Here is a 21,655-nt window from a genome sequence, read left to right as displayed (position 1 = left end):
TGCGGCTACGCCATTAGTCTTCAGTGGATGCATCGGGCTTCAACAGCGCCGCCATCTCCACCAATCCGACAAATTCGGCGCGATAGCCGCCATCATCCTGCCCGCGTCCGGCCCCGGCCAGCGCCTCGATCTGCGACCAGCTCATCGCGGTGCCATAGGCGCTGCCCCTGAGCTTTTGTCCGAAGGCAGCAACGGCAGCGGCGAACTGGGCATCCACGCCCGCTTCGGCAATGTCGCCATGGGCCAGATCGGCCCTGACCGGCGCCTCGATCAGCTGGCTGACATCGCTGTCGGGCAGCTTGTAGCGCATCTTGAGGAAACCGATCTCCTCACTGCCGACCGTGTCGGCAGCATCGCCATAGCGCAGTGGGTCGATCAGCTCCCCGCCAGAACCGGCCGGGGTGATTTCATAGAGCGCGGTGACCGTCGTTCCGGCGCCGACATCGCCGGCATCCACCGCGTCATTGTTAAAATCCTCGCGATTGAGCGCGCGCGTCTCGTAGCCGATCAGCCGGTATTCGCTCACCACCGCCGGATTGAACTCGACCTGCACCTTCACATCCTTGGCAATGGTATGAAGAGTTCCGCCAATCTCCTCCACCAGCACTTTCCGGGCCTCGGCAAAGCTGCCGATATAGCTGGCATTGCCATTTCCGTTTTGGGCCAGCGCCTGCATGGTCGCGTCATCGAGATTGCCACGCCCGAAACCCAGCACCGACAAGCCGATGCCGCTGTCGCGCTTGATGGCTATGAAGTCCTTGAGCGCATCAGGATCGTTGATCCCGACGTTGAAATCCCCATCGGTGGCGAGGATCACCCGATTGGTGCCGCCAGCGATCCTGGCCTGTTCGGCCAGGCGATAGGCCAGCGCAATGCCTTCGGCCCCAGCCGTGCTGCCACCGGCGTAAAGCTGGTCTAGCGCAGCCATGATCTCGGCCTTGTTGTCCGCAGAGGTCGGCGCCAGCGCCATGCCGGCCGACCCCGCATAGGTGACGATGGACACCGTGTCGTCGCCCGAAAGCTGGTCGAGCAACAGGCCAAAGGCCCGCTTGAGCAGCGGCAGCTTGTCCGGCGCGTCCATGGAGCCGGACGTATCGATCAGGAAGACGAGATTGCTGCTGGTATCGGCTGCGTCGGGTTCGAACCCCTTGATGCCGATCTGCAGGATCTGCGTCTGCTCGTTCCAGGGTGTCGGATAAATCATCATAGTGGGCTGGAACGGCACCGCTGCACTTTCCGCCCCCGGATAGTCATAGGGAAAGTAGTTGATCAGCTCCTCAATACGCACGGCATCGCGCTCCGGCAGGAAGCCATCCTCGAGCATGCGGCGCGTATAGGCATAGCTGGCCGTATCGACATCTAGCGAGAAGGTCGAGACCGGATCTTCGGCCGCAACCATCCGCCGTTGCTCCTCGAAATCGGCAAACGCGTCGCCACTGGGCTGCGTCATCTGCGACAGCGGCATGGACTGGTTCGCGCTCTCCATCATGGCGCCGGCGGGTGCCGCCGGCATGGCGGGGCTCGGCGGCGCGCCAACCACCATCTTGGGCGCGGCCATGCGGCCCACTTCGCTTTCGGTCAGCATCATCGGCTCGGGCGCTGCCTCTGCGGTCAACGCGTCACTGGCCATGTCGGCATCTGCCTCAACGGCGTTGTCCATCTCGGCCAACTCAAGAGGCGCCTGCTGGCGCACGGCAATGTCCACCGGGCTGAGGGCGGTGGAGCTGTAGAGCTGCCAGCCCAATGGCAGAACCAGGAGGGCAATGGCGGCAGTGCCGACGGGAATGCGCATATCCATGATCGAAATCCTTTTCCAGGAGCTGATGATGGAGATGAGACGGTCGCGCCAATCCGATCCTTTGGTGGTCGCCGAAGAAAGTTTTTCATCCTGCTGTGCATCGAACGCCAGGCGGGCCGCGGCCAGCGCCCGGGCGCGTGCCTCATCCCGCGGCGCGGGCGGTGTGGTTCTGTTCAGCCCGGTGAAGGGATCGTGGTCTTCGGGATAGCTCATAATAGCCCCCTCAAGGTCTTGCGGGCTTCGTGTACATGGAAGGAGACTGTGGCCTCCTTGATGCCCATGATATTGGCGGCTTCGGCATGGCTCAGCTCTTCGGCATAGACCAGCAGCACCGCATCGCGCTGTTTTTCCGGCAATTGCCGCACCGCGGCCCAGATCTGGCCATGCGTGGCCGAGGCCTCCTGTTCGGCTTCGGTTTCGGTGGGACTGACCTCGGCATAGGCGCTCGAGTGACGCCCCCGGCGCTGCCCTGCCCTCTGCCAATCCCGCACCGCATTGAGCGTGATGCGATAGACCCAGCTCGAAAAGGCGCTGCGCCCGTCGAACCGGGCAATGGCCTGGCCGATCTTGACGCAGACCTCCTGGGCAATGTCCTCGGCATCGTCACGGCTGCCGCACCAGCGCCAGGCGGTGCGATAGATACGGTCATAATGGTCCGCAATCAGTGCGGCAAAGGCCGTGCCATCGCCATTGCGTGCACGCACGACCAGCGCCTCGGTCAGTCCCTCGGCAGGATCGGGTGGGGGTGCGGCGGTCAGTCCCATCATCTGTGCATGCACGTCCTGCCTCTCCGGGCTATTGTAGAGACTAGGACGACGTAGGTGCGCCAGTCCTTTGGCCGGCGCACAGAATTATTTCCTCCCTTGGAAAGGCCCCATGATGACGGAAGACAAGCCCGGCCCTTTCGGCCTCAACCGCACCCGCATCTTCCTGCTCGCCATGGGCGCGCTGGTACTGGTCATCACTGTCTCGATGATGATGGGCGGCCTCGGCTCCTACAACGCGCTCAAGGAAGCCTCGAACGCAGCCAAGGAGCCGACAGCGGAGCAGTTGCAGGGGGAGTAGCAGCCCTTTTTCTTCCGATGGGAGAGAAATTAAGCCACCAGCGCCTGCGGTACGGCCTCGGCGATGAACCCGCCGCCCAGCACTTCGGTGGTTTCGCTGTCATCGGCATAAAAGACGCAGGCCTGCCCCGGCGAGATGCCATACTCGCCGCTGACCAGCGTCACATAGACGGCCCCATCCCGCATCTGGATCACCGCCGGCTGCGGGCCACGCGTCGAGCGCACCTTGACCTCGACCGGCGCACCATTCCCCGCGGCGGCTTCGGCCAGCGGCATGCCGCCAAGCCAGTTGACATCGCGCAGACGCACCGTGTGGGTCTTGAGCGCTTTGCGCGGACCCACGACCACCCGACCCGTCTTGTGCTCGAGCTTGACCACATAGAGTGGCTCGCCGGCGGCTACGCCCAGCCCTTTGCGCTGCCCGATCGTATAGTGGACAATGCCATTGTGCTCGCCCAGCACCCGTCCGTCCATATGGACGATCTCGCCCTTGGCCAGCGCCTCGGGATGCATCTTGGCGATGATGTCGGCATATTTGCCCTGCGGCACGAAGCAGATGTCCTGGCTGTCATGCTTCTCGGCAACTTCGAGCCCCATCTCCCGCGCCAGCGCCCGCACCTCGGCCTTGCCCATGCCGCCCAAGGGGAAGCGCAGGAAGTCGAGCTGTCTCTGCGTCGTGGCAAACAGGAAATAGCTCTGGTCGCGGTCATTATCGACCGGACGGAACAGATGGCGGCGGCCGTCCTGCCCGAGCCTGGTCTGCACATAATGTCCAGTCGCCAGCACATCAGCACCCAGCTCCTGGGCGACCGTCATCAGGTCGACGAACTTGACCGACTGGTTGCAGGCAATGCAGGGCACCGGCGTTTCACCCTGCTGATAGGCATTGGCGAAAGGCTCGATGACGGCATTCTTGAAACGCTCCTCATAGTCGAGCACATAATGGGGAATACCCAGCGTGGCCGCGACCCTACGCGCGTCGTGGATATCCTGTCCTGCACAGCAGGCGCCCTTGCGGTGGATGGCCTCGCCATGATCGTAGAGTTGCAGGGTGATCCCCACGACCTCATAGCCCTCGCGGGCGAGCAATCCGGCAACGACGGAGGAATCCACACCCCCGGACATGGCGACGACAACGCGCGTGTCCTCTGGGCGCTTGGCGATATCAAGCGAGTTCAGCATCTCTTCTCGTGTCCGGTTGGGTTCAAGGGCCAGCGGAAACTGTGAGGCGGGGTTTTACGCGCTGGCGCCTCTCCTGTCCATCGGCGCCCGGCAGCTTTTGCCGCTCGCCCGGCAGCTCTGGCCATGACCAGACGCCATGAATCCCCCTTGCCCTCATATAACCAATTGTTCCGGCTTCACATTTCGATTTCTGTCGAGTTGGCAAGGCTCTTGCATTGAACAGGCCGGATGAGTGTTTTGTTCAGGGGCGCCCGGCGTGGCTTCACATCTGACGATTATCAGCGGAACCGGTGGCGCCAGCGCGTCGGCAAGGGTCTTTACGGGCCAGCAGGCCAATGCGCAGAACGCGACCACCGAGCCAGGCGACCTGCTGGGCCTGTTCGCGGCCCTGCTGGGCAATGCCACTTCGGTTCCGACGACGGCTCCGGTCCTGCCGGGTGGTCTCGCGGCCAATGGCGATGCCGCAACTCAGGCCCTTACCGATCTGGACCTGGCTGGCTTGTTCAAGCTGGGTCTCGAGAGCGGCTTTGGCGATGCCTCGGAGGACGACACCACCGATGCTGAAGCTATGGCGGCTGCCTTGGACCTGTCGACGCAGGTCGCCGTCCCGGCCGAACCCAAGCCCATAATCGACTTTGTCGAGGCTTTGAGCGCTCTCAAGGCCAGCCTCGACAAGGGTGAGCCGCTCGATCCCGATCTGCTCAAGGATGTGGAAGCCGCCCTGGCCGGACTGGCCGAAGCCCTGGGCCTGGAGATCGATACTCTCGACATACCCGAGGACTTCGCCGCGCTGCTCGAAACGACCGGGGCCGATGAGACGGGCCTGGCCGGTGCATTGACACAATTGCTGGCGCCAATGGCACAATCGCTGGCGACCGCCCAGCCGGCCACCGGTGCCGAACAGGCTGCTGATGCCGTCACCGCCAGTGCCCAGTTGAAAGCCCTGGGCGACAAGCTTGGCGCCCTGCTGGCCGCGCTCGAAGACGGCCAGGTCTCTGCCGAAAAGCTCGCAGCCCTAGGCATGACACCGGGCCAGCCGCTCGACGCCGAAATCGAAGCCGCGCTCATCCGCTTCGCCGCTGGCCTCACCGGCGCGCCGGTAATTGTCCCCGAAGAACCGGTATTGGCAACGCCTGTCCTCAAGCTCACCGAGCCTGTGCTTTCCGGCAAACCTGCGGAGACTACAGAACCGAGCCAGGCAGCCGAGCGGACACCGGCACCCCCTGTCGCATCCGCTGGCTCGGAAAAGTCGGCCGGCCAGGGCGGCACCGACAACCAGTCGACAGCCGATGGCGGGCGCAACCGCTACGACACCGCCCCCCGCGAGCCCCGTGCGAACACAGGACCAGCCGCCCCGCCACCGACCGATGCATCGGGCAATCCCAGCCCCTCGGCCGATGCCAGTGTGCAGCAGGCCGCGACCGCCCGCGTCGATGCTGCCGCCAATCCGCGCATCATCCAGGCCGGCTACCAGACCAGCCAGCAGCAGCTCAACCTGCCCCAGATCGCCTTCGAGCTGGCCCGCCAGGTACAGGACGGCAATACCCGCTTCCAGATCCGCCTCGATCCGCCCGAACTGGGCCGCATCGATGTGCGGCTCGACATCGATCAGTCCGGCCAGGTCAATGCCCGGCTGACAGTGGAAAAATCCGAGACGCTAGACCTGATGCAGCGCGACCAGCGCGGGCTGGAACGCGCCCTGCAGCAGGCGGGTCTGGATAGCTCCAAGACCAATCTCGAATTCTCCCTCAAGCAGAACCCCTTTGCCGGCCAGCAGGGCAATATGGGCGAAGGCAAGGGCCAGGACGGCTCGGAAGCCGGCCTGTCGGCCAATGACAATGGCCAGGGCACCGGGGGGGAAGAGTCTCCACCCATGGTCAATCTCTACCGCGGCGGCCTTCAGGCCAGCGGCGTCAACATTATTGCGTAAGGAGTAGCGGCCATGGCTGTCGATGGCGTTTCCGGATCATCCAATACTTCGGCCAGTTCGCTGTCGCGTTCGACCATTGCGGACAATTTCGACACCTTTCTGTCGATCCTGACTACACAGTTGAAGAACCAGAACCCGCTCGACCCCATGGATACCAACCAGTTCACCCAGCAACTGGTACAGTTCACCGGGGTCGAACAGCAGCTCAAGACCAACGACTTCCTCGAAGCGCTGCTGCTCAACACCCAGAACAGTTATCGCGCCGACGCAGTATCCTATATCGGCAAGCAGGTCTCGGCATCGGGCGAAACCGCTGAACTCGTCGATGGCGGCGCCTATTGGGGCTACAATGCCGAAGCCGCGGTTGCCAATGCGACGGTGACCATCAAGAACGCGGCGGGCAGCGTCGTCTATACCGAAACCGGTTCGCTCAACGCGGGTCCGGGCACCTTCCTCTGGGATGGCATTGGCTCAGACGGCGCCAAGAAGCCCGACGGCATCTATACGATCGACATCAAGGGCACCAATCTGTCCGGCAACACCATCAAGGTGTCCACCTCCTCGGTGGGCATCGTGACTGCCGTCGACTTCTCCGGTCCAGAACCAATGCTTACCGTGGGCAAGAACAAGGTGGCGCTGTCGGACGTCACCAATATCAGGCTGGTTGACAGCGCCCCCCCGCCCGATGGTGACGAAGACGAAGAGCCGGCAGCCTGATCTGCCGGTATCGTATTTCCATAGCAGGCGGCGGCTTCCCGGAGCCGCCGCCTTGCTTTTACAGTCCGACGCAATTGATTGAAACGGCTGGCGTTTCTTAACCTGTTGTAAGTTTCCCCTTAGGGGTATTTTAAGCTCACTACCCTACTCTCCGGTCATATGGTCAGGTTTGAGTAGAGAGTAAAATGACCGTACAGATGCGTCCTCGCGTGAAGTACGTTATTGGCCCAGACGGCAGCCCGCTAACCATAGCGGACCTTCCGCCTGCCAATACGAGACGGTGGGTCATCCGCCGCAAGGCTGAAGTTGTTGCTGCCGTCCGCGGTGGTCTGCTTAGTCTCGAAGAAGCATGCGAGCGTTACACGCTCAGCGTGGATGAATTCCTCAACTGGCAGGCCGCCATCGACAAGCATGGCCTTGCCGGTCTCAGGACCACCTGGATCCAGCACTACAGAGAAGGCTAAGGCCATCCCTGAAGAGGAACCCGGTGACAATCAGTCAAACCCGTCGGAGCGATCCGGCGGGTTTGTGTTTGCAGCCATCCACTACCCATAGTCCTGCGGCATCCAACGCGCCCCTGCAGACCGCGCCCGCATGCGCTCGTAATAGTCCTCCGCAGCGGGCATCGGCTTCTTGTCGAATGGCGTCATGAACCAGCGATGGCAGGAGAGCCCCAAGGCGATATCTGCAATGCTGAAACTGTCCCCGGCGGCGAACGGGCGCCCTCTGGCCAGTTCGGCCTCCAATATCTCCATTTTCGACGTCCAGCGCGCGGTGGAATCGGCGATCTTCTGCGGGTCGTCAAAGCCCGGCATCTTGCGCAAAAGCCCCATTACCGCATAGCCCCATGGCGCGTTGAGCTCGGTGGCCTGCCAGGTCAGCCATTGCAGAGCCTGCCCGAGTTCGTGCCGTTCGCGCGGCAACAGGGCGGCCCGCGTCTGCGCCAGATAAACGAGCACGGCATTGCTTTCCCAAAGCGCTGTTCCATCGTCCTCAATCATCACCGGTACGGTGGCATTGGGGTTGAGCGAGAGAAACGCCGGCACCTTCGGGTCGCGATTGGGGAGCCCCCAGTCCTCCTGCTCATAGTTTTCCCCAAGTTCATCAAGCGCCCAGAGCACTTTGCGTACATTGATCGAGGTCACCCGGCCCAGTACCCGCACCATGTCCATTCATCCTTTGCTAACCGAAACCGGCAGTTCTTGCCTAAATTCGCAAGCTGCAACAGCCAGTTAATACATTGTTTACCATCCACTAGGTAATTTTTGCCCATCGGTCTTGGGGGCTCCATCGACCGCTGTGAATAGGACCAGAGTGGCGGCGTGGAAAGTCTAACCAATCTCATCAATCGGATCGGCCTGCCGCGCATTGCCGCCATGGCCCTGGTCGCCGTGCTGATGCTGGGTTTCTTCGGCTTCCTCATCCTGCGGGCGCAAACGCCGAACCTTGCCCCGCTCTATTCCGGCCTGAGCCTGGAAGACTCCTCCGCCATCGTCAGCGAACTGCAAACTCTCAACATTCCCTATGAGTTACGCGGTGACGGCGACACCATCCTGGTGCCGCGCGACCAGATCACCGCCATGCGTATGAGCCTGGCCGGCGAGGGCCTGCCGACCCGTGGCCAGGTTGGCTACGAGATCTTCGACGAGCAGTCGACCCTGGGTGCCACGAGCTTCGTGCAGAACATCAATAATGTTCGCGCCCTCGAGGGTGAACTCGCCCGCACTATCGGCTCGCTGACCCGAATCAACAGCGCACGGGTGCATCTGGTCCTGCCCGAGCGCGAGCTTTTCCGCCGCGAGCGCAAGGACCCGTCCGCCTCTATCGTCCTGTCGGTGCGCGGCGAGCTTTCCAGCGGCGAAATCCGTGCCATCCAGCACATGGTGGCATCGGCCATCGAGGGACTGACCCCCAGTCGCGTCTCGATCGTCGACGACCAGGGCAATCTGCTCGCTTCCGGCACGGGCGAGGATATTGACGGCGTCATCTCGGGCCAGAATGACGAGCGCACCCTCGGCTTCGAGAACCGCATGCGCACCCGGGTCGAGGACATGCTGGCCAATGTGGTCGGTGCCGGACGGGCCCGCGTCGAAGTTGCGGCGGAACTCGATTTCAATCGCTCCACCACTACCCAGGAAATCTTCGACCCGGAAAGCCAGGTGGTTCGCTCCACCCAGACGCGTGAGAGCGAGAACCTTGCCGGTGGTACCAATGGCCAAGTGACGGTCGCCAATGAATTGCCCGGCGCCGGGCAGAACAATGGCGCCGACGGCGTGACCGAGCAGGGCACGTCCACCGAAGAAGTGATCAATTACGAAATTTCCAAGACCACCCAGACAGCCGTGACCGAGGCCGGTGCCGTCAAGCGCCTGTCGGTCGCCGTGGTGGTTGATGGCACCTATGTCGACGATGGCGCTGGCAATCTGACCTACACCCCGCGTTCCGCCGACGATGTTGCCCAGATCCTGACCCTTGTCCGCTCCGCCGTGGGCTATTCGGCCGAGCGCGGCGATAGTGTCGAAGTGGTCAACATGCAGTTTGCCGAACGGCCCGATCTGGCTCCGCTCGGCACCGAAGAAGCTGGCCTCCTCGACTTTACCCGCGACGACCTGATGAATGGCGCAGAAATGGCCGTAACCCTGCTGATCGCCCTGGCGCTTGTCTTCTTCGTCATGCGCCCGCTGATCAAGAAGGCCCTGACCCCCGAGACCCAGCCGCTGGCCCTGCCCGTGGCCGCTGAAATTGGCCATCATGGCGTGCTCGGGGCCGATGGCCAGGTTATCGCCGAAGTTGAACAGCCCCCCCGCGACAAGACCCCCGCCTGGGTCACAAACGCCAAGTCCATGGGCGAGACACAGCTTCAGACCCTCAAGACCGTGGGCACGCTGGTCGAAGAAAACCCCAAGCAGGCCGCGCTGATTGTGCGCGACTGGCTCGGTAGCGCGGCGTAACGACAATGGCACTTGTTTCCCAATCCAACGATGACGGCACCGCTATCCCAGGGACAGTTGGCGCGCAGTTGCAGATCGGCGCCTCCGCCGAGCAGCGCGTCCTCAAAGGCGACGAGAAGGCCGCAGCCTTGCTGCTGGCGCTCGGCCCCGACTATGGCAGGCCCATTTTTGACGAATTGGACGAACTGGAGGTCAAGCAACTCAGTCGCGCCATGGTGCGCCTGGGACCAATCACCCAGGAAATGCTCGACGACCTGATGATAGAATTCGTCACCAGCGTGTCCTCCAATGGCTCGCTCTCGGGTAATACCGATTCCACCGAACGCCTGTTGCTGAGCTTCCTGCCGGCCGACAAGGTCGATGCGATCATGGAGGAAATTCGCGGACCGGCCGGCCGCAACATGTGGGAAAAGCTTTCCAATGTGCAGGCCGACGTGCTGGCCGCCTATCTCAAGAACGAATATCCTCAGACTATCGCCGTAGTGCTCTCAAAGATCGCCACCGAGCACGCCTCCAAGGTGCTTGCCGTGCTGCCCGAGGAGCTGGCCATGGACGTGGTGGCGCGCATGCTCGGTCTCGACCCGGTGCAGAAGGAAATTCTCGAAAAAATCGAGATGACCCTCCGGACCGAGTTCATGTCGACGCTCAACCATACCAAGCGCCGCGACAGCCATGAGCAGATGGCCGAAATCTTCAACGCCTTCGACCGCCAGACCGAAGCGCGTTTCATCACCAGCCTGGAAGAGGCCAACCGTGACGATGCCGAGCGCATAAAGCAGCTCATGTTCACTTTCGAGGATCTGGCTCGCCTGGACATGCAGGCCATCCAGACCCTGCTGTCCAAGCTCGACAAACGCGACCTCGCTTTGGCCCTCAAGGGCGCCAACGACCAGGTCAAGGAATCCTTCTTCACCAACATGTCCGGTCGCGCCGCCAAGTTGCTGCAGGACGACATGCAGGGCATGGGGCCGGTCCGCCTCAAGGATGTGGACGAGGCGCAGACCCGCATGGTCGCCACCGCCAAGGATCTTGCCGCCAAGGGTGACATCATCATCCTCAAGACCAAGTCCGACGACCAGATGATCGCGTGATGCCATGACAAGCCCTGCACGCTTCACCTTCGATCTCGATCTCGAACCCCGCGGCGCCCGCAAGGCGGCGCCGCCGCCCGTTCCCACCATCCCCGAGGATGTCGTGGCCCAGCTGATCGCCAATGCCCGCGAGGAGGCCTATGCCGAGGGACTGCGGGCCGGCGAGCAGAATGCGGCCTCCATGGCGGCCCAGGCCATCGCCGCCGCCGCCGGCAGCCTGGCCACCCAGTCTGCCAAGATGACCGTGGCGCTCGACGAGGCCCGCAACGAACACCATCAGGAGGCCGTCGAGCTGGCTCTCAGTGTCGGGCGCAAGCTGGCGCTACACCTGGTGGCGCGCTTTCCCCTTGGCGAGCTCGAGGCTCTTGTGGCCGAATGCCTGCCCAGCCTCACCGGCGTGCCGCATCTGGTCATTCGCTGCCATCCTGACCTGGCCGATGCCATCCGCGACACCGCGACCGGGCAGATGGCGCATGCCGGCTTTGCGGGACGCCTGGTGGTCATGGGAGACCCCGAGATTCGCCTTGGCGACGGAAGGCTCGAATGGGTCGATGGCGGGCTCGTGCGCGATATCGCCGACACATCGCGCCAGATCGATCGCCAGATCGCCACCTATCTCGCTTCCCGCATGCGCGGACAGCAAAAGGAGAACGGTTCATGACCGATCCCGAAGACGACATCACCGCGGCCGAAGGTCTGGATCTTGATGAGATGGCCGCGCCCGATCGCGACCCGCGTGGTGAGGGCTATATCGAGCGCTCTGCCGCTGACCTCGAGGCCGTGTTCGACGTCCCGGTCCGCGTCTCGGTGGTTCTGGGCCGAACCAAGATGCCGGTTTCCAACCTCTTGAAGCTCGATACCGGCACCGTTATCGAGCTGGACCGCCAGGTCGGCGAGGCCGTGGAAATCTTCATCAATGACCGCCTGGTCGCGCGTGGCGAAATCGTGCTGGTCGAGGATCGGCTCGGCGTCACCATGACCGAAATCATCAAGCCGCAATAAGGGAGTTCTCGATCATGCGCCTGCTCATTATCGGGGCTCTCGAAGGCCAGCTCTCCACCGCCACCAAGATGGCCATGGATGGTGGCGCCAAGGTCGCCCATGCCCCCTCCATCGAGATCGCCCTTGCCGCCTTGCGCGCCGGCAAGGGTGCCGACCTGCTGCTGGTCGATGTCATGATGGACATTGCCGGGCTGATCGCGGGCCTAGAAGCCGAGCGCATCGCCATTCCCGTTGTTGCCTGCGGCGTCGAGACCAATGCCGCCGCTGCTGTCAACGCCATCCGCGCCGGGGCCAAGGAATATATCCCCCTCCCCCCCGACGCCGAGCTGATCGCCGCCGTCATCGCTGCGGTGGCCCGCGAAAGCTCGGACTTCCTCTACCGCGATCCGGCCATGGAACGCCTGGTCAAGATGGCCGAGCAGATTGCCGGCTCGGATGCCTCGATCCTCATCACCGGAGAGAGCGGCACTGGCAAGGAGGTCGTTGCCAAATATGTGCATGCGCGTTCCAAGCGCGCCCAGAAGCCATTCATCTCGGTCAATTGCGCCGCCATTCCCGAGGCCCTGCTCGAAAGCGAGCTGTTTGGCCACGAGAAGGGCGCCTTTACCGGCGCCATCGCCCGCCGCATCGGCAAGTTCGAGGAAGCCTCGGGCGGCACGCTGCTGCTCGATGAAATCTCGGAAATGGATGTGCGCCTGCAGGCCAAACTGCTGCGCGCCATCCAGGAGCGCATCATCGACCGCGTCGGCGGCACCAAGCCGGTACCAGTCGATATCCGCATTCTGGCCACCTCCAACCGCAATCTCAACGAAGCGGTGCGCGAGGGCAGTTTCCGTGAGGATCTGTTGTTCCGCCTGAACGTGGTCAACCTCAAGCTCCCTGCCCTGCGCGAGCGCCCCGGCGACATCATCGCCCTTTCCGAACACTTCGTCGCCAAATACGCCAAGGCCAACGGCCTGCCGCCACGCGCCCTGTCCGCAGAGGCGCGCGACGCGCTGGTTAAGGCACCTTGGCCGGGCAATGTGCGCGAACTGGAAAACACCCTGCACCGCGCCGTGCTGCTCTCTTCGGGTGACATAATCGGCCCCGACGCCATCGTGCTGCCCGACGGCATGGGGCTCAGCGAAGCCGCCCGTGCCGCCTCGCCGGCCGCCCAATTGGCCCAGACCGCCGAGGCCATGAACCGGGCTCTTGTTGGTCGCACCGTAGCCGATGTGGAACGCGACCTCATCCTCGATACCCTCGACCATACGCTGGGCAACCGCACCCATGCGGCCAATATCCTGGGCATTTCCATTCGCACCCTGCGCAACAAGCTCAACCAGTATTCCGACGAGGGCGTGCCTGTGCCCGAACCCGGCGAAAGACGCGGCGCGGCGTGAGGCAGGTTAGCCATTAGATGAGCGATATCCCCAACAGCCCGGGTTCCGGCTTCAAGCCGCCCAGCTTCGCCACAGTGCTGAACACGCTGCGCTCGGGCGATATCGCGCTCGCCACGGGCGTGATGGGGCTGATCGTCATCCTGATCGTACCTATGCCCGCCATGCTGGTGGACATGCTGCTGGCGATCTCCATCGTCTTTTCGGTCATGATCCTGATGACCTCGCTGTTCATCCAGAAGCCCCTGGAGTTTTCATCCTTCCCTACGGTGCTGCTGATCGCCACCATGCTGCGGCTGGGCCTCAACCTCGCCACAACCCGCCTTATCCTCTCCGAGGGCCACAATGGCACCGCCGCCGCCGGACATGTCATTGAAGCCTTTGGCAGTTTCGTCACCGGCGGCAATTTCGTCATCGGTATCGTCATCTTCATCATCCTGGTGATCGTCAACTTCATCGTCATCACCAAGGGTTCAGGCCGCATCGCCGAAGTCGCCGCCCGCTTCAGCCTCGACGCCATGCCCGGCAAGCAGATGGCCATCGACGCCGATCTCTCGGCGGGCCTGATCGACGAGGACACCGCCAAGAAGCGCCGCTCGGACCTTGAAGGCGAGAGCGCCTTTTTCGGCAATATGGACGGCGCCAGCAAGTTCGTGCGCGGCGACGCCATTGCCGGCCTCATCATCACCTTCATCAACGTTTCCGCCGGCATGCTGATCGGCATCATGCAGGAAGGCCTCAGCTTCCAGGAAGCCAGCAGCGTCTATACCCTGCTCACCATCGGCGATGGCCTGGTCAGCCAGATCCCGGCGCTGATCGTCTCGACCGCCGCGGGTATCCTGGTGTCGAAATCCGGCGTTACCGGCGCCGCCGACAAGGCCCTGTCGCTCCAGTTCACCGGCTATCCGCGCGCCCTGGGCATGTCTGCCGCCGTCATGGGTGCCCTGGCCTTCCTGCCCGGCATGCCCTTCATTCCGTTCATGGCCCTGGCCGGCGGCGTCGGCTACGCCGCCTATCGGGCCGGCAGGTCCAAGACTGTGCGGCAGGTTGAGGAGCAGGCCAAGGAAATCGCCAAGGCGGCACCCCCACCCCAGCCCAGCGAGCCGCCCATTACCGACAGCCTCAAAATCGACGATCTCAAACTCGAACTGGGCTATGGGCTACTCAGCCTGGTCAAGGAAGACGAGACCGGTACTGATCGCCTGACCGAACAGATCAAGGCTCTGCGCCGCCAACTGGCGCTCGAACTGGGCTTCGTCATGCCCCCGGTACGCATTCTCGACAACATGCAGCTCGAGCCCAATGACTATAAGGTGCGCATCAAGGAGGTCGAAGCCGGCTCCGGCCAGATCTACGCCAACCAGCTCATGGTCATGGACCCCTACGGCAATCCGATCGACCTGCCGGGCAACCACACCACCGAGCCGACCTTCGGCCTGCCCGCAACCTGGATCGAGCCTGCCCTGCGCGACGAGGCGGAACTGCGCGGCCTCTCGATTATCGACCCGTCCACGGTGATCTCGACCCACCTGACCGAAGTGCTCAAGGCCAATGTCGCGGACCTCCTGAGCTATGCCAATGTCCAGGCATTGCTCTCGGGCCTGCCCAAGGACCAGCAAAAGCTGGTAGAAGACTTGGTGCCCGGCCAGATCACCGTTTCGGGCCTGCAACGCGTGCTGCAGTCGCTGCTGACCGAGCGCATCTCTATTCGCGACCTGTCGTCCATCCTAGAAGCCATCGCCGAGATTGCCGGCAATGGCCGCTCCATTGCCACCATCACCGAACATGTGCGTTCGCGCCTTGCCCGCCAGATCTGTGCCGCCAATCTGGGGCCGGACGGCAATCTGCCGCTGTTGACGCTCTCGCCGCAATGGGAGCGCGATTTTGCCGAAGCCATGGCCGGTGATGGCGAAAACCGGCACCTTGCCATGGCGCCGAGCAAGCTGCAGCAATTTATCGGCGGCGTGCAATCGGCCTTCGAGCGGGCCGCCCAGCAGGGGGAATTGCCGGTACTGATCACCTCGCCCTCGATCCGGCCGCATGTCCGCTCGATTGTCGAGCGCTTCCGACCCCAGACCGTGGTGATGAGCCAGAACGAGGTGCATCCGCGCATTCGCTTGAAGACGGTGGGTAGCGTCTAAAGGGGAACTCCATACCGCTGGCGCAATTGACCAGCCAAAGGAGGACGTCCGATGGATCTATGGAATATGGAACGTCAGCTCTGGCTGGAGGGCGCGGAGGCCTATGCAACATTGATGGCCGGTGAATGCCTGATGGTCTTCGGGCCCATGGGCGTGCTTCGCAATGCAGAAATTCCAGCCAGTCTGCGGCAGGCTCCGCGTTGGGCGGATGTCGACATGGCCGACCAGATCCAGATTTCTCCGAACGCCGACACCGCCGTCATTGCCTATCGCGCGACAGGGCGTCGAAGCGGGTCGGCGCCCTACAAGGCCTTGTGTTCGTCGACCTAAGTTCGTCAGAGCGGGAAGTGGCGCATCGCCCTGCACCAACAGACACCGTTGTAGGTTATTCCATTGACGGCGCCAGCTCACGCGCGTCCACCGGCGGCGGATTGGCCTCGAGATCGGAAATCAATGTCTTCATCTCGCCGATCTCGCGCACCTGCGCGGCGATGATCTCGTCGGCTAGGTCCCGAACGCGCGGGTCCCGGATATTGGCATTGCTGCTGGTGAGAATAGCGATGGAGTGATGGGGGATCATGGCGCGCATATAGTCCACGTCCCCGACCGTTGTCTGGCTGCGCACTAGAAATAGCGATCCGGCAAAGACGGCGAGAGCCCCCGTCACAATGGCGATATTCGCCGCCCGGTTCTTGTACATGGACCACATGAAGCCCAGCATCACGACGGCCATCACAGCGCCCATTATGAGCGCCATCCACAGCCGGGTCTGGCTGTAGAAGACATGGTCGAGTTGGTAGGTATTGAGATACATCAGCCCATACATCACCAATGTCGAAGTCGCGATCATCAAGGCAAAGCGTAGGTAGCTCATCGGGGTTCTCCTCGTCGCTGTTGTCCGCTCAACGTCAGGAGACGGTCCCGGTTCAATGATCAGGCTCGGAAAACCGCGTCATAGGACGCTAGTTCCCTTTCGTCCGGCGTCTGGAACAGGCCGACCCAATCCTCGATGTGCTCAATCGCGATCGGCGGGTTTTCGCGGCCCCGCCGCCGGATACGCTCCAGCATCACGTCGAGCGGTGCGGTCAACCAGTACAGTTCGGTTCGCGCGCCCAGCGCCTTGGCCTCTCCCGCAAGCTTCATGCGCTCGCCGCGCCCCCGGGTGCCCCATTCCACGATGACGCTGATGCCCGCGGCAAGAAACCGTCGGCTCAGGCGCCATTGCATCGCCTCGATAGCAAAGCGCCGCTCCTCATCCCAGAGCTCGAGCTTGAGCTCATCCATCCAGGCGTCCGGCTCCATCCGCACGGCCCCGGCTTCGGCCTCGAGCGCGGGCAACACGCGTCGACTTTCCCACCCCCGGCAGGCCGGTGATACAGCGTCGCGCTCACCGCTGGGTCAGCGCCAGCTTTGCTCCCAGCGCCACGAAGGCCGCGGCGAAGCTCCGCCGCATCCAGGTCAGCACATCCGGGCGCGTGATGACATGGCCGCGAATGGCGGCGGCGAAGAGTCCATAGAGCGCAAAGACCACGAAGGTCATGACCATGAACACCGCACTCAGCTCCAGCATGCGCGGCACGGCTTGGGGGCTGTCGGCGGGCACGAATTGCGGCAGGAAGGCGAAGAAGAAAATGGAGAGCTTTGGGTTGAGGAGGTTGATCAGCATCACCTCTGCGGCCATGGCGCCAAGCGGCTTTTTCTCCTGCCGCGCCTCCACCGAAAGCGCGCCGGTTTCCCGAAGCGTCGCCCAGGCCATGTAGAGCAGGTATGCCACCCCCAGATATTTGATGATCTCGAAAGCTAACGCGCTGGCATGCAGAACCGCCGCCAGCCCGGTTATCGCAGCCAGCATGTGCGGCACGATTCCAAATGTGCAGAACACGGCCGCCCAGAGGCTGGCTTTCCCACCTCGACCGAGGCCGGTTGCGATCGTGTAAAGCGCTCCGGCACCGGGCGAGACGACGACGATCAATGTGGTGATGATGAACTCAACGCTCATGCCGCCTCTCCCTGATTGCCTGGGGACTATGCCTCCACAATCGGGGTTCGGCTAGTCACCCAGCCGATCTCGTCACATCAGGATTCAGGCGGCCAGCTTTTAACCCATGCCGCCCGGCACCACAGGTGGCTGATCGACCTTGGACGCCTCGTTCGAGGTATCCACTTCATCGTCCTCCGCCAGTTCGCGCTCGGCCTGATACCAGAATTCCTGTTCGCGCCCTTCCGGCTGGCCGGCGCGGTCCCAGAGTTGGAACGCCCGGTCGCGGATCTTCTCTTGGTCCATGGACTGCATATATGGTCCTCCTGCTTGCTCCTCGGCAAACGCATCGCGACTGTGCCCGGTTGCTGCTGGAACGAGGTTGTGACTAGCCGCATTATCGTCCATTGAACGGGGCAGCCGATGAAACTCTTTTCCTGCGACCATTGTGGCAACACGGTCTATTTCGAAAACGCCGTGTGCGAGCGCTGCGGCCACGGGCTGGGCTATGTGCCGGACCATGGCATGCTCGTTTCACTCGATGATGACAATGGCGCCTGGACCAGCCCGGCCCTGCCCGGCGCACGCTTTGTATTCTGTGCCAACGCCGCCCACGATGCCTGCAACTGGCTGCTGCCGGAAGCGCCGGGGGGCGGTGTCTATTGCGCCGCCTGCCGCCACAACGAGACCATTCCGCCCCTCTCCGATCCAGCAAATCTCAAGCGCTGGCAGACTATTGAGCGCGCCAAGAAGCGTCTTTTCTACGCGCTGATCCGCCTGGGCCTGCCCCTGGATACCCGTGATGAAGATCCTGACCATGGGCTGGCCTTTCGTTTCCTCGCCGATGACCAGAGCGCACCGGAGCGGGTGATGACAGGCCACGACAACGGCATCATCACCATCGCCCTAGCCGAGGCCGATGACGCCGAGCGCGAATATCGGCGCACAACTATGAACGAGCCATACCGCACGCTATTGGGACATTTTCGCCACGAGATCGGCCACCATTTCTGGGACCTGCTGGTCGCAGGGCAACCGGCCGAGGAACCGTTCCGGGCGCTTTTCGGCGACGAGCGGGCCGAATATGGACAGGCCCTGCAGGCCTATTACGCCAATGGCGCGCCGCAGGGCTGGTTCAATACCCATATCAGCGCCTATGCCACGGCCCATCCCTGGGAGGATTTTGCCGAAACCTTCGCGCATTTCCTGCACATCACTGATACCGTGGAAATGGCAGCTGCCTTCGGCATCCGCGCGCGGCCGCGCACCGGCGACCAGACCCTGGCCATCCCCCCGGTCACGTTCGACCCCTATATGGAGCCGGACATGGATGCCATCATCGAGCACTGGGTGCCCCTGGCGAGCCTCGTGAACAATCTCAACCGTGCCGTGGGACAGGCCGACGCCTATCCCTTCGTGCTGACCCCGCCGGTGATCACCAAGCTGGCCTTCATCAATAGCCTGGTCCATGCCGCACCGGCACAGGACCAGTTGGGCGCCCTCAGCCGCGCCGAGTGACCTGGTCGTAGGGGTCCAGCACGTCCTGCAACGCCTGCAGATCATCGGGGAGCTCGGCCTCGAACATCATCTCCTCGCCCGTGGCGGGGTGCTCGAAACCCAGCTCTGCCGCATGCAGCGCCTGGCGGCCCAGCGCCTGTACCGCCCCCGCCACCTCTTCGGGGAGCTTGTTGATCTTGGTGGCAAAGCCGGGCGCATAGAGCAGGTCGGAGACCAGCGGATGGCCAATATGGGCCATGTGCACGCGGATCTGGTGGGTACGGCCGGTTTCGAGCTGGCACTGGATACGGGTAATGTCCCAGCCATCGCCGATGAAGCGCGCTTCCACGCTATAATGGGTAATGGCCTCACGGCCCTGCTTGAGAACCGCCTGTTTGAGTCGATTGCCCGGATCCCGTCCCAAGGGCGCATCCACAGTCCCCATACCCGACTGGGTCGAGCCCCAGGCATAGGCAATATAGGCCCGGTGCAGCGGGCCGGTGCGGCCATGGTCGGCAAACTGCCCCGAGAGGTGCTTGTGCGCCCGCTCGGTCTTGGCCGCGACCATGACGCCGGACGTATCCTTGTCGAGGCGATGCACGATGCCCGGGCGCTTGACCCCGCCAATGCCTTTGAGGCTGTCGCCGCAGTGATAGATCAGCGCATTAACCAGCGTGCCCGACGGCGAGCCGGGCGCCGGATGCACCACCATGCCTACCGGCTTGTTGATGACGATCAGGTGCTCGTCCTCGTAGAGGAGGTCGAGCGGGATGTTTTCCGGCTGCGGATCGGGATCTTCGGGGGGCGGCGCCACAAGCACGATTGTCTCGCCGGCCTTGAGCCGGTATTTGGGTTCGGCAATCGTCCGCCCGTCAATGGCGACGGCGCCGGCCAGGATCAGATCCTTGATGCGGCTGCGGCTGAGCGGTTCATGCGCTTTTGCCAGCATCGCATCGAGCCGGCCGCCATCCATGCCGGCGTCGACCACAACTTCAACGGGCTCGCCCTCAAACTCGAAATCGGTATCATCCGCCATGAGCAATCCTGAACCAAATACGCCGGACGCCGCCGACACCCAATTGTCGCCCGAAGCCAAGGCCATGCTGGGAAAAGCCCGCCGCTCATTCGCGGTATCCATGGGCATTCTGTTGCTGGGCTTTATGGCGATTGGTGTTGCGCTTGTCTATCGCGTCATGCGCGACAGCCCCCCCCCGGTGATTGCAGAAAGCGTATCAATCCCCGCCGGCGCCGAAGTGGTTTCGGCGCTCAGCACCGAAGGCACAATCCAGGTGACCTTCCGGACCGGCGATGCGGTAATGCTCAACGTCTTCGATGCCGGAACCGGCGCGTTGAAACGCAGCGTCCAGATCGGAACGGAGTAGCCGCCCGCCCTAACGCCCCTGGATTTCCTTGAGCGCTGCGAGGCGATCAGACACCGTGCCACGCTGGCTATTGGCCGGCGTAGGCAGGATATCGAGCCCTTCACCGTCATCAGCAAAGCGCTGCACCCGGTCGAACAGACTCTCTTCGGGCATGGCGCTGGCGGGCCCCTCGTGGTCCACGGCATAGACGAGGCGGCTGACGCTGGCGGCAATATCGTTGAGCTTTTCGCGGAGATAGGCTTCCTCGAAGCGCTCGGTTTCCCAGTCGGCCATGATACTGGCCTCGACATCGGCAACTTTGGCGCGCAGCCGCTCGAGCTCGTCGTCCATCGAGAGCTTGTCGGCCAGCAATTGCTCGACGCGGCCCTCGCTCTTTTCCACCACCTGGCTGGTTTCGGCCAGAAGCGCATTGAGGCGGTTTTCGGCACTGGCAATGCGCGCTTCCGCCGCCACCAGCTCCTCGGCATCTACCTCGCGCTGCGCTTCGCGCCCCGCCAGAGCGTCCCGCATCTGCGCAATGGCGGCACTGGCCTCGGCGCTGCGGCGATCGGAATTCTCCAACCGCGCGATCAGGCTCCGCGCCTGATCTTCGAGGAAGGCCGCGCGCTTGCGCTCAATGGCGAGTGCGGTGGTCAACTGGTCGATATCGCCTTCATAATCGCCCGAGATCACGACACCATCAATCTTGGTGGCCTTGGCCAACCCGCCGCGCAGGCTGTTGCGCAGCGTTTCGATCTCGCTGGCCCGCGTTTCCAGCTCCCGGTCGCGCTTGCGTAGCCGATTGCCCAGGTCCGCGCCCTCTTTTTCGAGTTCGAGAATGCGGGAGCGCAACTCAACTTCCCGGGCTTCGAGTTCGCGCACCACTTCGAGGTGCTTTTCCCGCTCGGCTTTGAGCGCGCCCAGATCGGTGCGCTTCTGATTGACGTCGCTGAGCTGTTCGGCAAGCCGCTTGCGCAATGCCTCGACGTTCATTTCGAGCCGTCGGGTCGAGAGAGCGAATTCGGCGCGCAACTGATCCTTGTCAGCCCGGAATTCGGCCATGGTAATGGGGGTGGCGGCTTCGATGCGGCGCTTGGTCAGGCGCACGGCCCGCTTCCACACCGCCGGCATGATGATGAGCGCGACCAGCCCTGCAACAAGCAGACCCAGCGCAAAATACATAACGTTCTCGATCAGCATCGACCCGGCCTCCGGCGGTGCAGTGCACCTGCCATTGGGACTTTCCCTAATGGTATCTGGCAGCAAAGATGGGGCGAGGCCATCTTTGGCAACGGTTAACCCTAACGGGTTTGGGTGGCGCCGTCACGACAAAGCCGGGTTTTTGGCCCCGGCCTGGGCAGGAATTGATCACAACCTACGGACAGACGCCTGACAGCACAAAGAAGGGCGCCAATAGCAGACACACTACTATCAAGGAAATTGCCTGCATGGCGAAAGCGCTGTTTGGCAGCAGGGTTCTCAGTCTGGGAACCTTCCACATCGCTAAGAATATCAGGGCATACGCAGCGAACACGGCAGCTATGACAATGGCATTGCAGCCGTT

General features: G+C 62.9%; 23 protein-coding genes. 13 read left to right on the top strand and 10 right to left on the bottom strand.

Going from position 1 to position 21,655, the window contains the following annotated elements; all coding sequences use genetic code 11:
* Positions 1 to 13: 13 nt before the first annotated feature.
* Together ACXYMS_RS01155 and ACXYMS_RS01150 are read right to left on the bottom strand one after the other, a co-directional pair.
* A complete protein-coding gene (locus ACXYMS_RS01155; RefSeq protein ID WP_458903192.1) occupies positions 14 to 2,011 on the bottom strand; it encodes a vWA domain-containing protein in 1,998 nt (665 codons plus the stop codon).
* Positions 2,008 to 2,562, bottom strand: a complete 555-nt coding sequence (locus ACXYMS_RS01150) for an RNA polymerase sigma factor (protein WP_458904568.1) — start codon at positions 2,560 to 2,562, stop codon at positions 2,008 to 2,010. Before ACXYMS_RS01150 ends, ACXYMS_RS01155 begins: the two co-directional genes overlap by 4 nt.
* Before the next feature lie 112 nt (positions 2,563 to 2,674).
* On the opposite strand from ACXYMS_RS01150, the gene ACXYMS_RS01145 reads away from it, so the two are divergent.
* Entirely contained in the window at positions 2,675 to 2,863 is a 189-nt protein-coding gene (locus ACXYMS_RS01145) for a hypothetical protein (protein WP_458903191.1), read from the top strand.
* Positions 2,864 to 2,892: 29 nt separating this feature from the next.
* Here ACXYMS_RS01145 and mnmA read toward each other — a convergent pair whose 3' ends face one another.
* Positions 2,893 to 4,044, bottom strand: a complete 1,152-nt coding sequence (gene mnmA / locus ACXYMS_RS01140) for a tRNA 2-thiouridine(34) synthase MnmA (RefSeq protein WP_458903190.1) — start codon at positions 4,042 to 4,044, stop codon at positions 2,893 to 2,895.
* Between the two features lie 256 nt (positions 4,045 to 4,300).
* Between mnmA and ACXYMS_RS01135 the strand changes: the two genes are divergently transcribed.
* The 3 genes from ACXYMS_RS01135 (at position 4,301) to sciP (ending at position 7,155) form a co-directional block, all read left to right on the top strand.
* Entirely contained in the window at positions 4,301 to 5,974 is a 1,674-nt protein-coding gene (locus tag ACXYMS_RS01135) for a flagellar hook-length control protein FliK (RefSeq protein WP_458903189.1), read from the top strand.
* Between the two features lie 12 nt (positions 5,975 to 5,986).
* Entirely contained in the window at positions 5,987 to 6,691 is a 705-nt protein-coding gene (locus ACXYMS_RS01130) for a flagellar hook assembly protein FlgD (protein WP_458903188.1), read from the top strand.
* A 185-nt stretch (positions 6,692 to 6,876) separates the two neighbouring features.
* Positions 6,877 to 7,155, top strand: coding sequence for a CtrA inhibitor SciP (sciP, locus tag ACXYMS_RS01125; protein WP_035085775.1), 279 nt, complete (start codon positions 6,877 to 6,879; stop codon positions 7,153 to 7,155).
* An 81-nt stretch (positions 7,156 to 7,236) separates the two neighbouring features.
* Here the strand turns inward: sciP and ACXYMS_RS01120 are convergent, their stop codons facing one another.
* Entirely contained in the window at positions 7,237 to 7,857 is a 621-nt protein-coding gene (locus ACXYMS_RS01120) for a glutathione S-transferase family protein (RefSeq protein ID WP_458903187.1), read from the bottom strand.
* Positions 7,858 to 8,013: 156 nt separating this feature from the next.
* Here ACXYMS_RS01120 and fliF point away from each other — a divergent pair, with 156 nt between their 5' ends.
* Genes fliF through ACXYMS_RS01085 form a run of 7 tightly spaced genes read left to right on the top strand, consistent with a single transcriptional unit; the run spans position 8,014 to position 15,585 of the window.
* On the top strand, positions 8,014 to 9,642 hold the full coding sequence (gene fliF / locus ACXYMS_RS01115) for a flagellar basal-body MS-ring/collar protein FliF (RefSeq protein ID WP_458903186.1): 1,629 nt from the start codon (positions 8,014 to 8,016) through the stop codon (positions 9,640 to 9,642).
* Positions 9,643 to 9,647: 5 nt separating this feature from the next.
* Complete coding sequence (gene fliG / locus ACXYMS_RS01110) at positions 9,648 to 10,733, top strand: flagellar motor switch protein FliG (protein ID WP_458903185.1); 1,086 nt, start codon at positions 9,648 to 9,650, stop codon at positions 10,731 to 10,733.
* A 4-nt stretch (positions 10,734 to 10,737) separates the two neighbouring features.
* Positions 10,738 to 11,394, top strand: coding sequence for a FliH/SctL family protein (locus tag ACXYMS_RS01105; RefSeq protein ID WP_458903184.1), 657 nt, complete (start codon positions 10,738 to 10,740; stop codon positions 11,392 to 11,394).
* Positions 11,391 to 11,735, top strand: a complete 345-nt coding sequence (fliN, locus tag ACXYMS_RS01100; protein WP_458903183.1) for a flagellar motor switch protein FliN — start codon at positions 11,391 to 11,393, stop codon at positions 11,733 to 11,735. The genes ACXYMS_RS01105 and fliN overlap by 4 nt, the downstream gene beginning before the upstream one ends.
* A 14-nt stretch (positions 11,736 to 11,749) precedes the next feature.
* Positions 11,750 to 13,117: a sigma-54-dependent transcriptional regulator FlbD gene (flbD, locus tag ACXYMS_RS01095; RefSeq protein WP_458903182.1), complete on the top strand. Its 1,368-nt coding sequence runs from the start codon at positions 11,750 to 11,752 to the stop codon at positions 13,115 to 13,117.
* A 17-nt stretch (positions 13,118 to 13,134) separates the two neighbouring features.
* A complete protein-coding gene (gene flhA / locus ACXYMS_RS01090) occupies positions 13,135 to 15,255 on the top strand; it encodes a flagellar biosynthesis protein FlhA (RefSeq protein ID WP_458903181.1) in 2,121 nt (706 codons plus the stop codon).
* Positions 15,256 to 15,306: 51 nt separating this feature from the next.
* A complete protein-coding gene (locus tag ACXYMS_RS01085; RefSeq protein ID WP_458903180.1) occupies positions 15,307 to 15,585 on the top strand; it encodes a hypothetical protein in 279 nt (92 codons plus the stop codon).
* 55 nt (positions 15,586 to 15,640) lie between these two features.
* On the opposite strand, the gene ACXYMS_RS01080 is transcribed toward ACXYMS_RS01085, so the two are convergent.
* The 4 genes from ACXYMS_RS01080 to ACXYMS_RS01065 all read right to left on the bottom strand — a co-directional run bounded on the left by ACXYMS_RS01080 (position 15,641) and on the right by ACXYMS_RS01065 (position 17,548).
* Positions 15,641 to 16,129: a DUF305 domain-containing protein gene (locus ACXYMS_RS01080; RefSeq protein WP_458903179.1), complete on the bottom strand. Its 489-nt coding sequence runs from the start codon at positions 16,127 to 16,129 to the stop codon at positions 15,641 to 15,643.
* A 59-nt stretch (positions 16,130 to 16,188) separates the two neighbouring features.
* A complete protein-coding gene (locus ACXYMS_RS01075) occupies positions 16,189 to 16,596 on the bottom strand; it encodes an AAA family ATPase (protein ID WP_458903178.1) in 408 nt (135 codons plus the stop codon).
* 46 nt (positions 16,597 to 16,642) lie between these two features.
* The gene (locus ACXYMS_RS01070) at positions 16,643 to 17,254 is read right to left on the bottom strand and encodes a LysE family translocator (RefSeq protein WP_458903177.1); all 612 of its coding nucleotides are present in this window, start codon (positions 17,252 to 17,254) and stop codon (positions 16,643 to 16,645) included.
* Positions 17,255 to 17,353: 99 nt separating this feature from the next.
* Positions 17,354 to 17,548 carry a DUF2934 domain-containing protein gene (locus ACXYMS_RS01065; protein WP_458903176.1) on the bottom strand — a complete coding sequence of 65 codons (195 nt, stop codon included), beginning with the start codon at positions 17,546 to 17,548 and terminating at the stop codon, positions 17,354 to 17,356.
* A gap of 108 nt (positions 17,549 to 17,656) precedes the next feature.
* Between ACXYMS_RS01065 and ACXYMS_RS01060 the strand changes: the two genes are divergently transcribed.
* Complete coding sequence (locus ACXYMS_RS01060; protein WP_458903175.1) at positions 17,657 to 18,751, top strand: zinc-binding metallopeptidase family protein; 1,095 nt, start codon at positions 17,657 to 17,659, stop codon at positions 18,749 to 18,751.
* On the opposite strand, the gene ACXYMS_RS01055 is transcribed toward ACXYMS_RS01060, so the two are convergent.
* Positions 18,735 to 19,766 (bottom strand): RluA family pseudouridine synthase, encoded by a 1,032-nt coding sequence (locus ACXYMS_RS01055; RefSeq protein ID WP_458903174.1) that lies wholly within the window; start codon positions 19,764 to 19,766, stop codon positions 18,735 to 18,737. The genes ACXYMS_RS01060 and ACXYMS_RS01055 overlap by 17 nt on opposite strands.
* Here ACXYMS_RS01055 and ACXYMS_RS01050 point away from each other — a divergent pair.
* Positions 19,765 to 20,112, top strand: coding sequence for a DUF6476 family protein (locus ACXYMS_RS01050; protein ID WP_458903173.1), 348 nt, complete (start codon positions 19,765 to 19,767; stop codon positions 20,110 to 20,112). The genes ACXYMS_RS01055 and ACXYMS_RS01050 overlap by 2 nt on opposite strands.
* A 9-nt stretch (positions 20,113 to 20,121) precedes the next feature.
* Here the strand turns inward: ACXYMS_RS01050 and ACXYMS_RS01045 are convergent, their stop codons facing one another.
* The gene (locus ACXYMS_RS01045) at positions 20,122 to 21,291 is read right to left on the bottom strand and encodes a hypothetical protein (RefSeq protein WP_458903172.1); all 1,170 of its coding nucleotides are present in this window, start codon (positions 21,289 to 21,291) and stop codon (positions 20,122 to 20,124) included.
* Positions 21,292 to 21,655: the final 364 nt, after the last annotated feature.

This window comes from Devosia sp. CAU 1758 (assembly GCF_054482695.1).
This window is presented reverse-complemented; position numbering and strand designations above follow the sequence as displayed.

Coding starts and splice junctions, on each gene's coding strand:
- ACXYMS_RS01155 (WP_458903192.1), bottom strand. CDS start 2,011: ATGAGCTATCCCGAAGACCACGATCCCTTCACCGGGCTGAACAGAACC.
- ACXYMS_RS01150 (WP_458904568.1), bottom strand. CDS start 2,562: ATGGGACTGACCGCCGCACCCCCACCCGATCCTGCCGAGGGACTGACC.
- ACXYMS_RS01145 (WP_458903191.1), top strand. CDS start 2,675: ATGATGACGGAAGACAAGCCCGGCCCTTTCGGCCTCAACCGCACCCGC.
- mnmA (WP_458903190.1), bottom strand. CDS start 4,044: ATGCTGAACTCGCTTGATATCGCCAAGCGCCCAGAGGACACGCGCGTT.
- ACXYMS_RS01130 (WP_458903188.1), top strand. CDS start 5,987: ATGGCTGTCGATGGCGTTTCCGGATCATCCAATACTTCGGCCAGTTCG.
- sciP (WP_035085775.1), top strand. CDS start 6,877: ATGACCGTACAGATGCGTCCTCGCGTGAAGTACGTTATTGGCCCAGAC.
- ACXYMS_RS01120 (WP_458903187.1), bottom strand. CDS start 7,857: ATGGTGCGGGTACTGGGCCGGGTGACCTCGATCAATGTACGCAAAGTG.
- fliG (WP_458903185.1), top strand. CDS start 9,648: ATGGCACTTGTTTCCCAATCCAACGATGACGGCACCGCTATCCCAGGG.
- ACXYMS_RS01105 (WP_458903184.1), top strand. CDS start 10,738: ATGACAAGCCCTGCACGCTTCACCTTCGATCTCGATCTCGAACCCCGC.
- fliN (WP_458903183.1), top strand. CDS start 11,391: ATGACCGATCCCGAAGACGACATCACCGCGGCCGAAGGTCTGGATCTT.
- flbD (WP_458903182.1), top strand. CDS start 11,750: ATGCGCCTGCTCATTATCGGGGCTCTCGAAGGCCAGCTCTCCACCGCC.
- flhA (WP_458903181.1), top strand. CDS start 13,135: ATGAGCGATATCCCCAACAGCCCGGGTTCCGGCTTCAAGCCGCCCAGC.
- ACXYMS_RS01085 (WP_458903180.1), top strand. CDS start 15,307: ATGGATCTATGGAATATGGAACGTCAGCTCTGGCTGGAGGGCGCGGAG.
- ACXYMS_RS01080 (WP_458903179.1), bottom strand. CDS start 16,129: ATGAGCTACCTACGCTTTGCCTTGATGATCGCGACTTCGACATTGGTG.
- ACXYMS_RS01070 (WP_458903177.1), bottom strand. CDS start 17,254: ATGAGCGTTGAGTTCATCATCACCACATTGATCGTCGTCGTCTCGCCC.
- ACXYMS_RS01065 (WP_458903176.1), bottom strand. CDS start 17,548: ATGCAGTCCATGGACCAAGAGAAGATCCGCGACCGGGCGTTCCAACTC.
- ACXYMS_RS01060 (WP_458903175.1), top strand. CDS start 17,657: ATGAAACTCTTTTCCTGCGACCATTGTGGCAACACGGTCTATTTCGAA.
- ACXYMS_RS01050 (WP_458903173.1), top strand. CDS start 19,765: ATGAGCAATCCTGAACCAAATACGCCGGACGCCGCCGACACCCAATTG.
- ACXYMS_RS01055 (WP_458903174.1), bottom strand. CDS start 19,766: ATGGCGGATGATACCGATTTCGAGTTTGAGGGCGAGCCCGTTGAAGTT.
- ACXYMS_RS01045 (WP_458903172.1), bottom strand. CDS start 21,291: ATGCTGATCGAGAACGTTATGTATTTTGCGCTGGGTCTGCTTGTTGCA.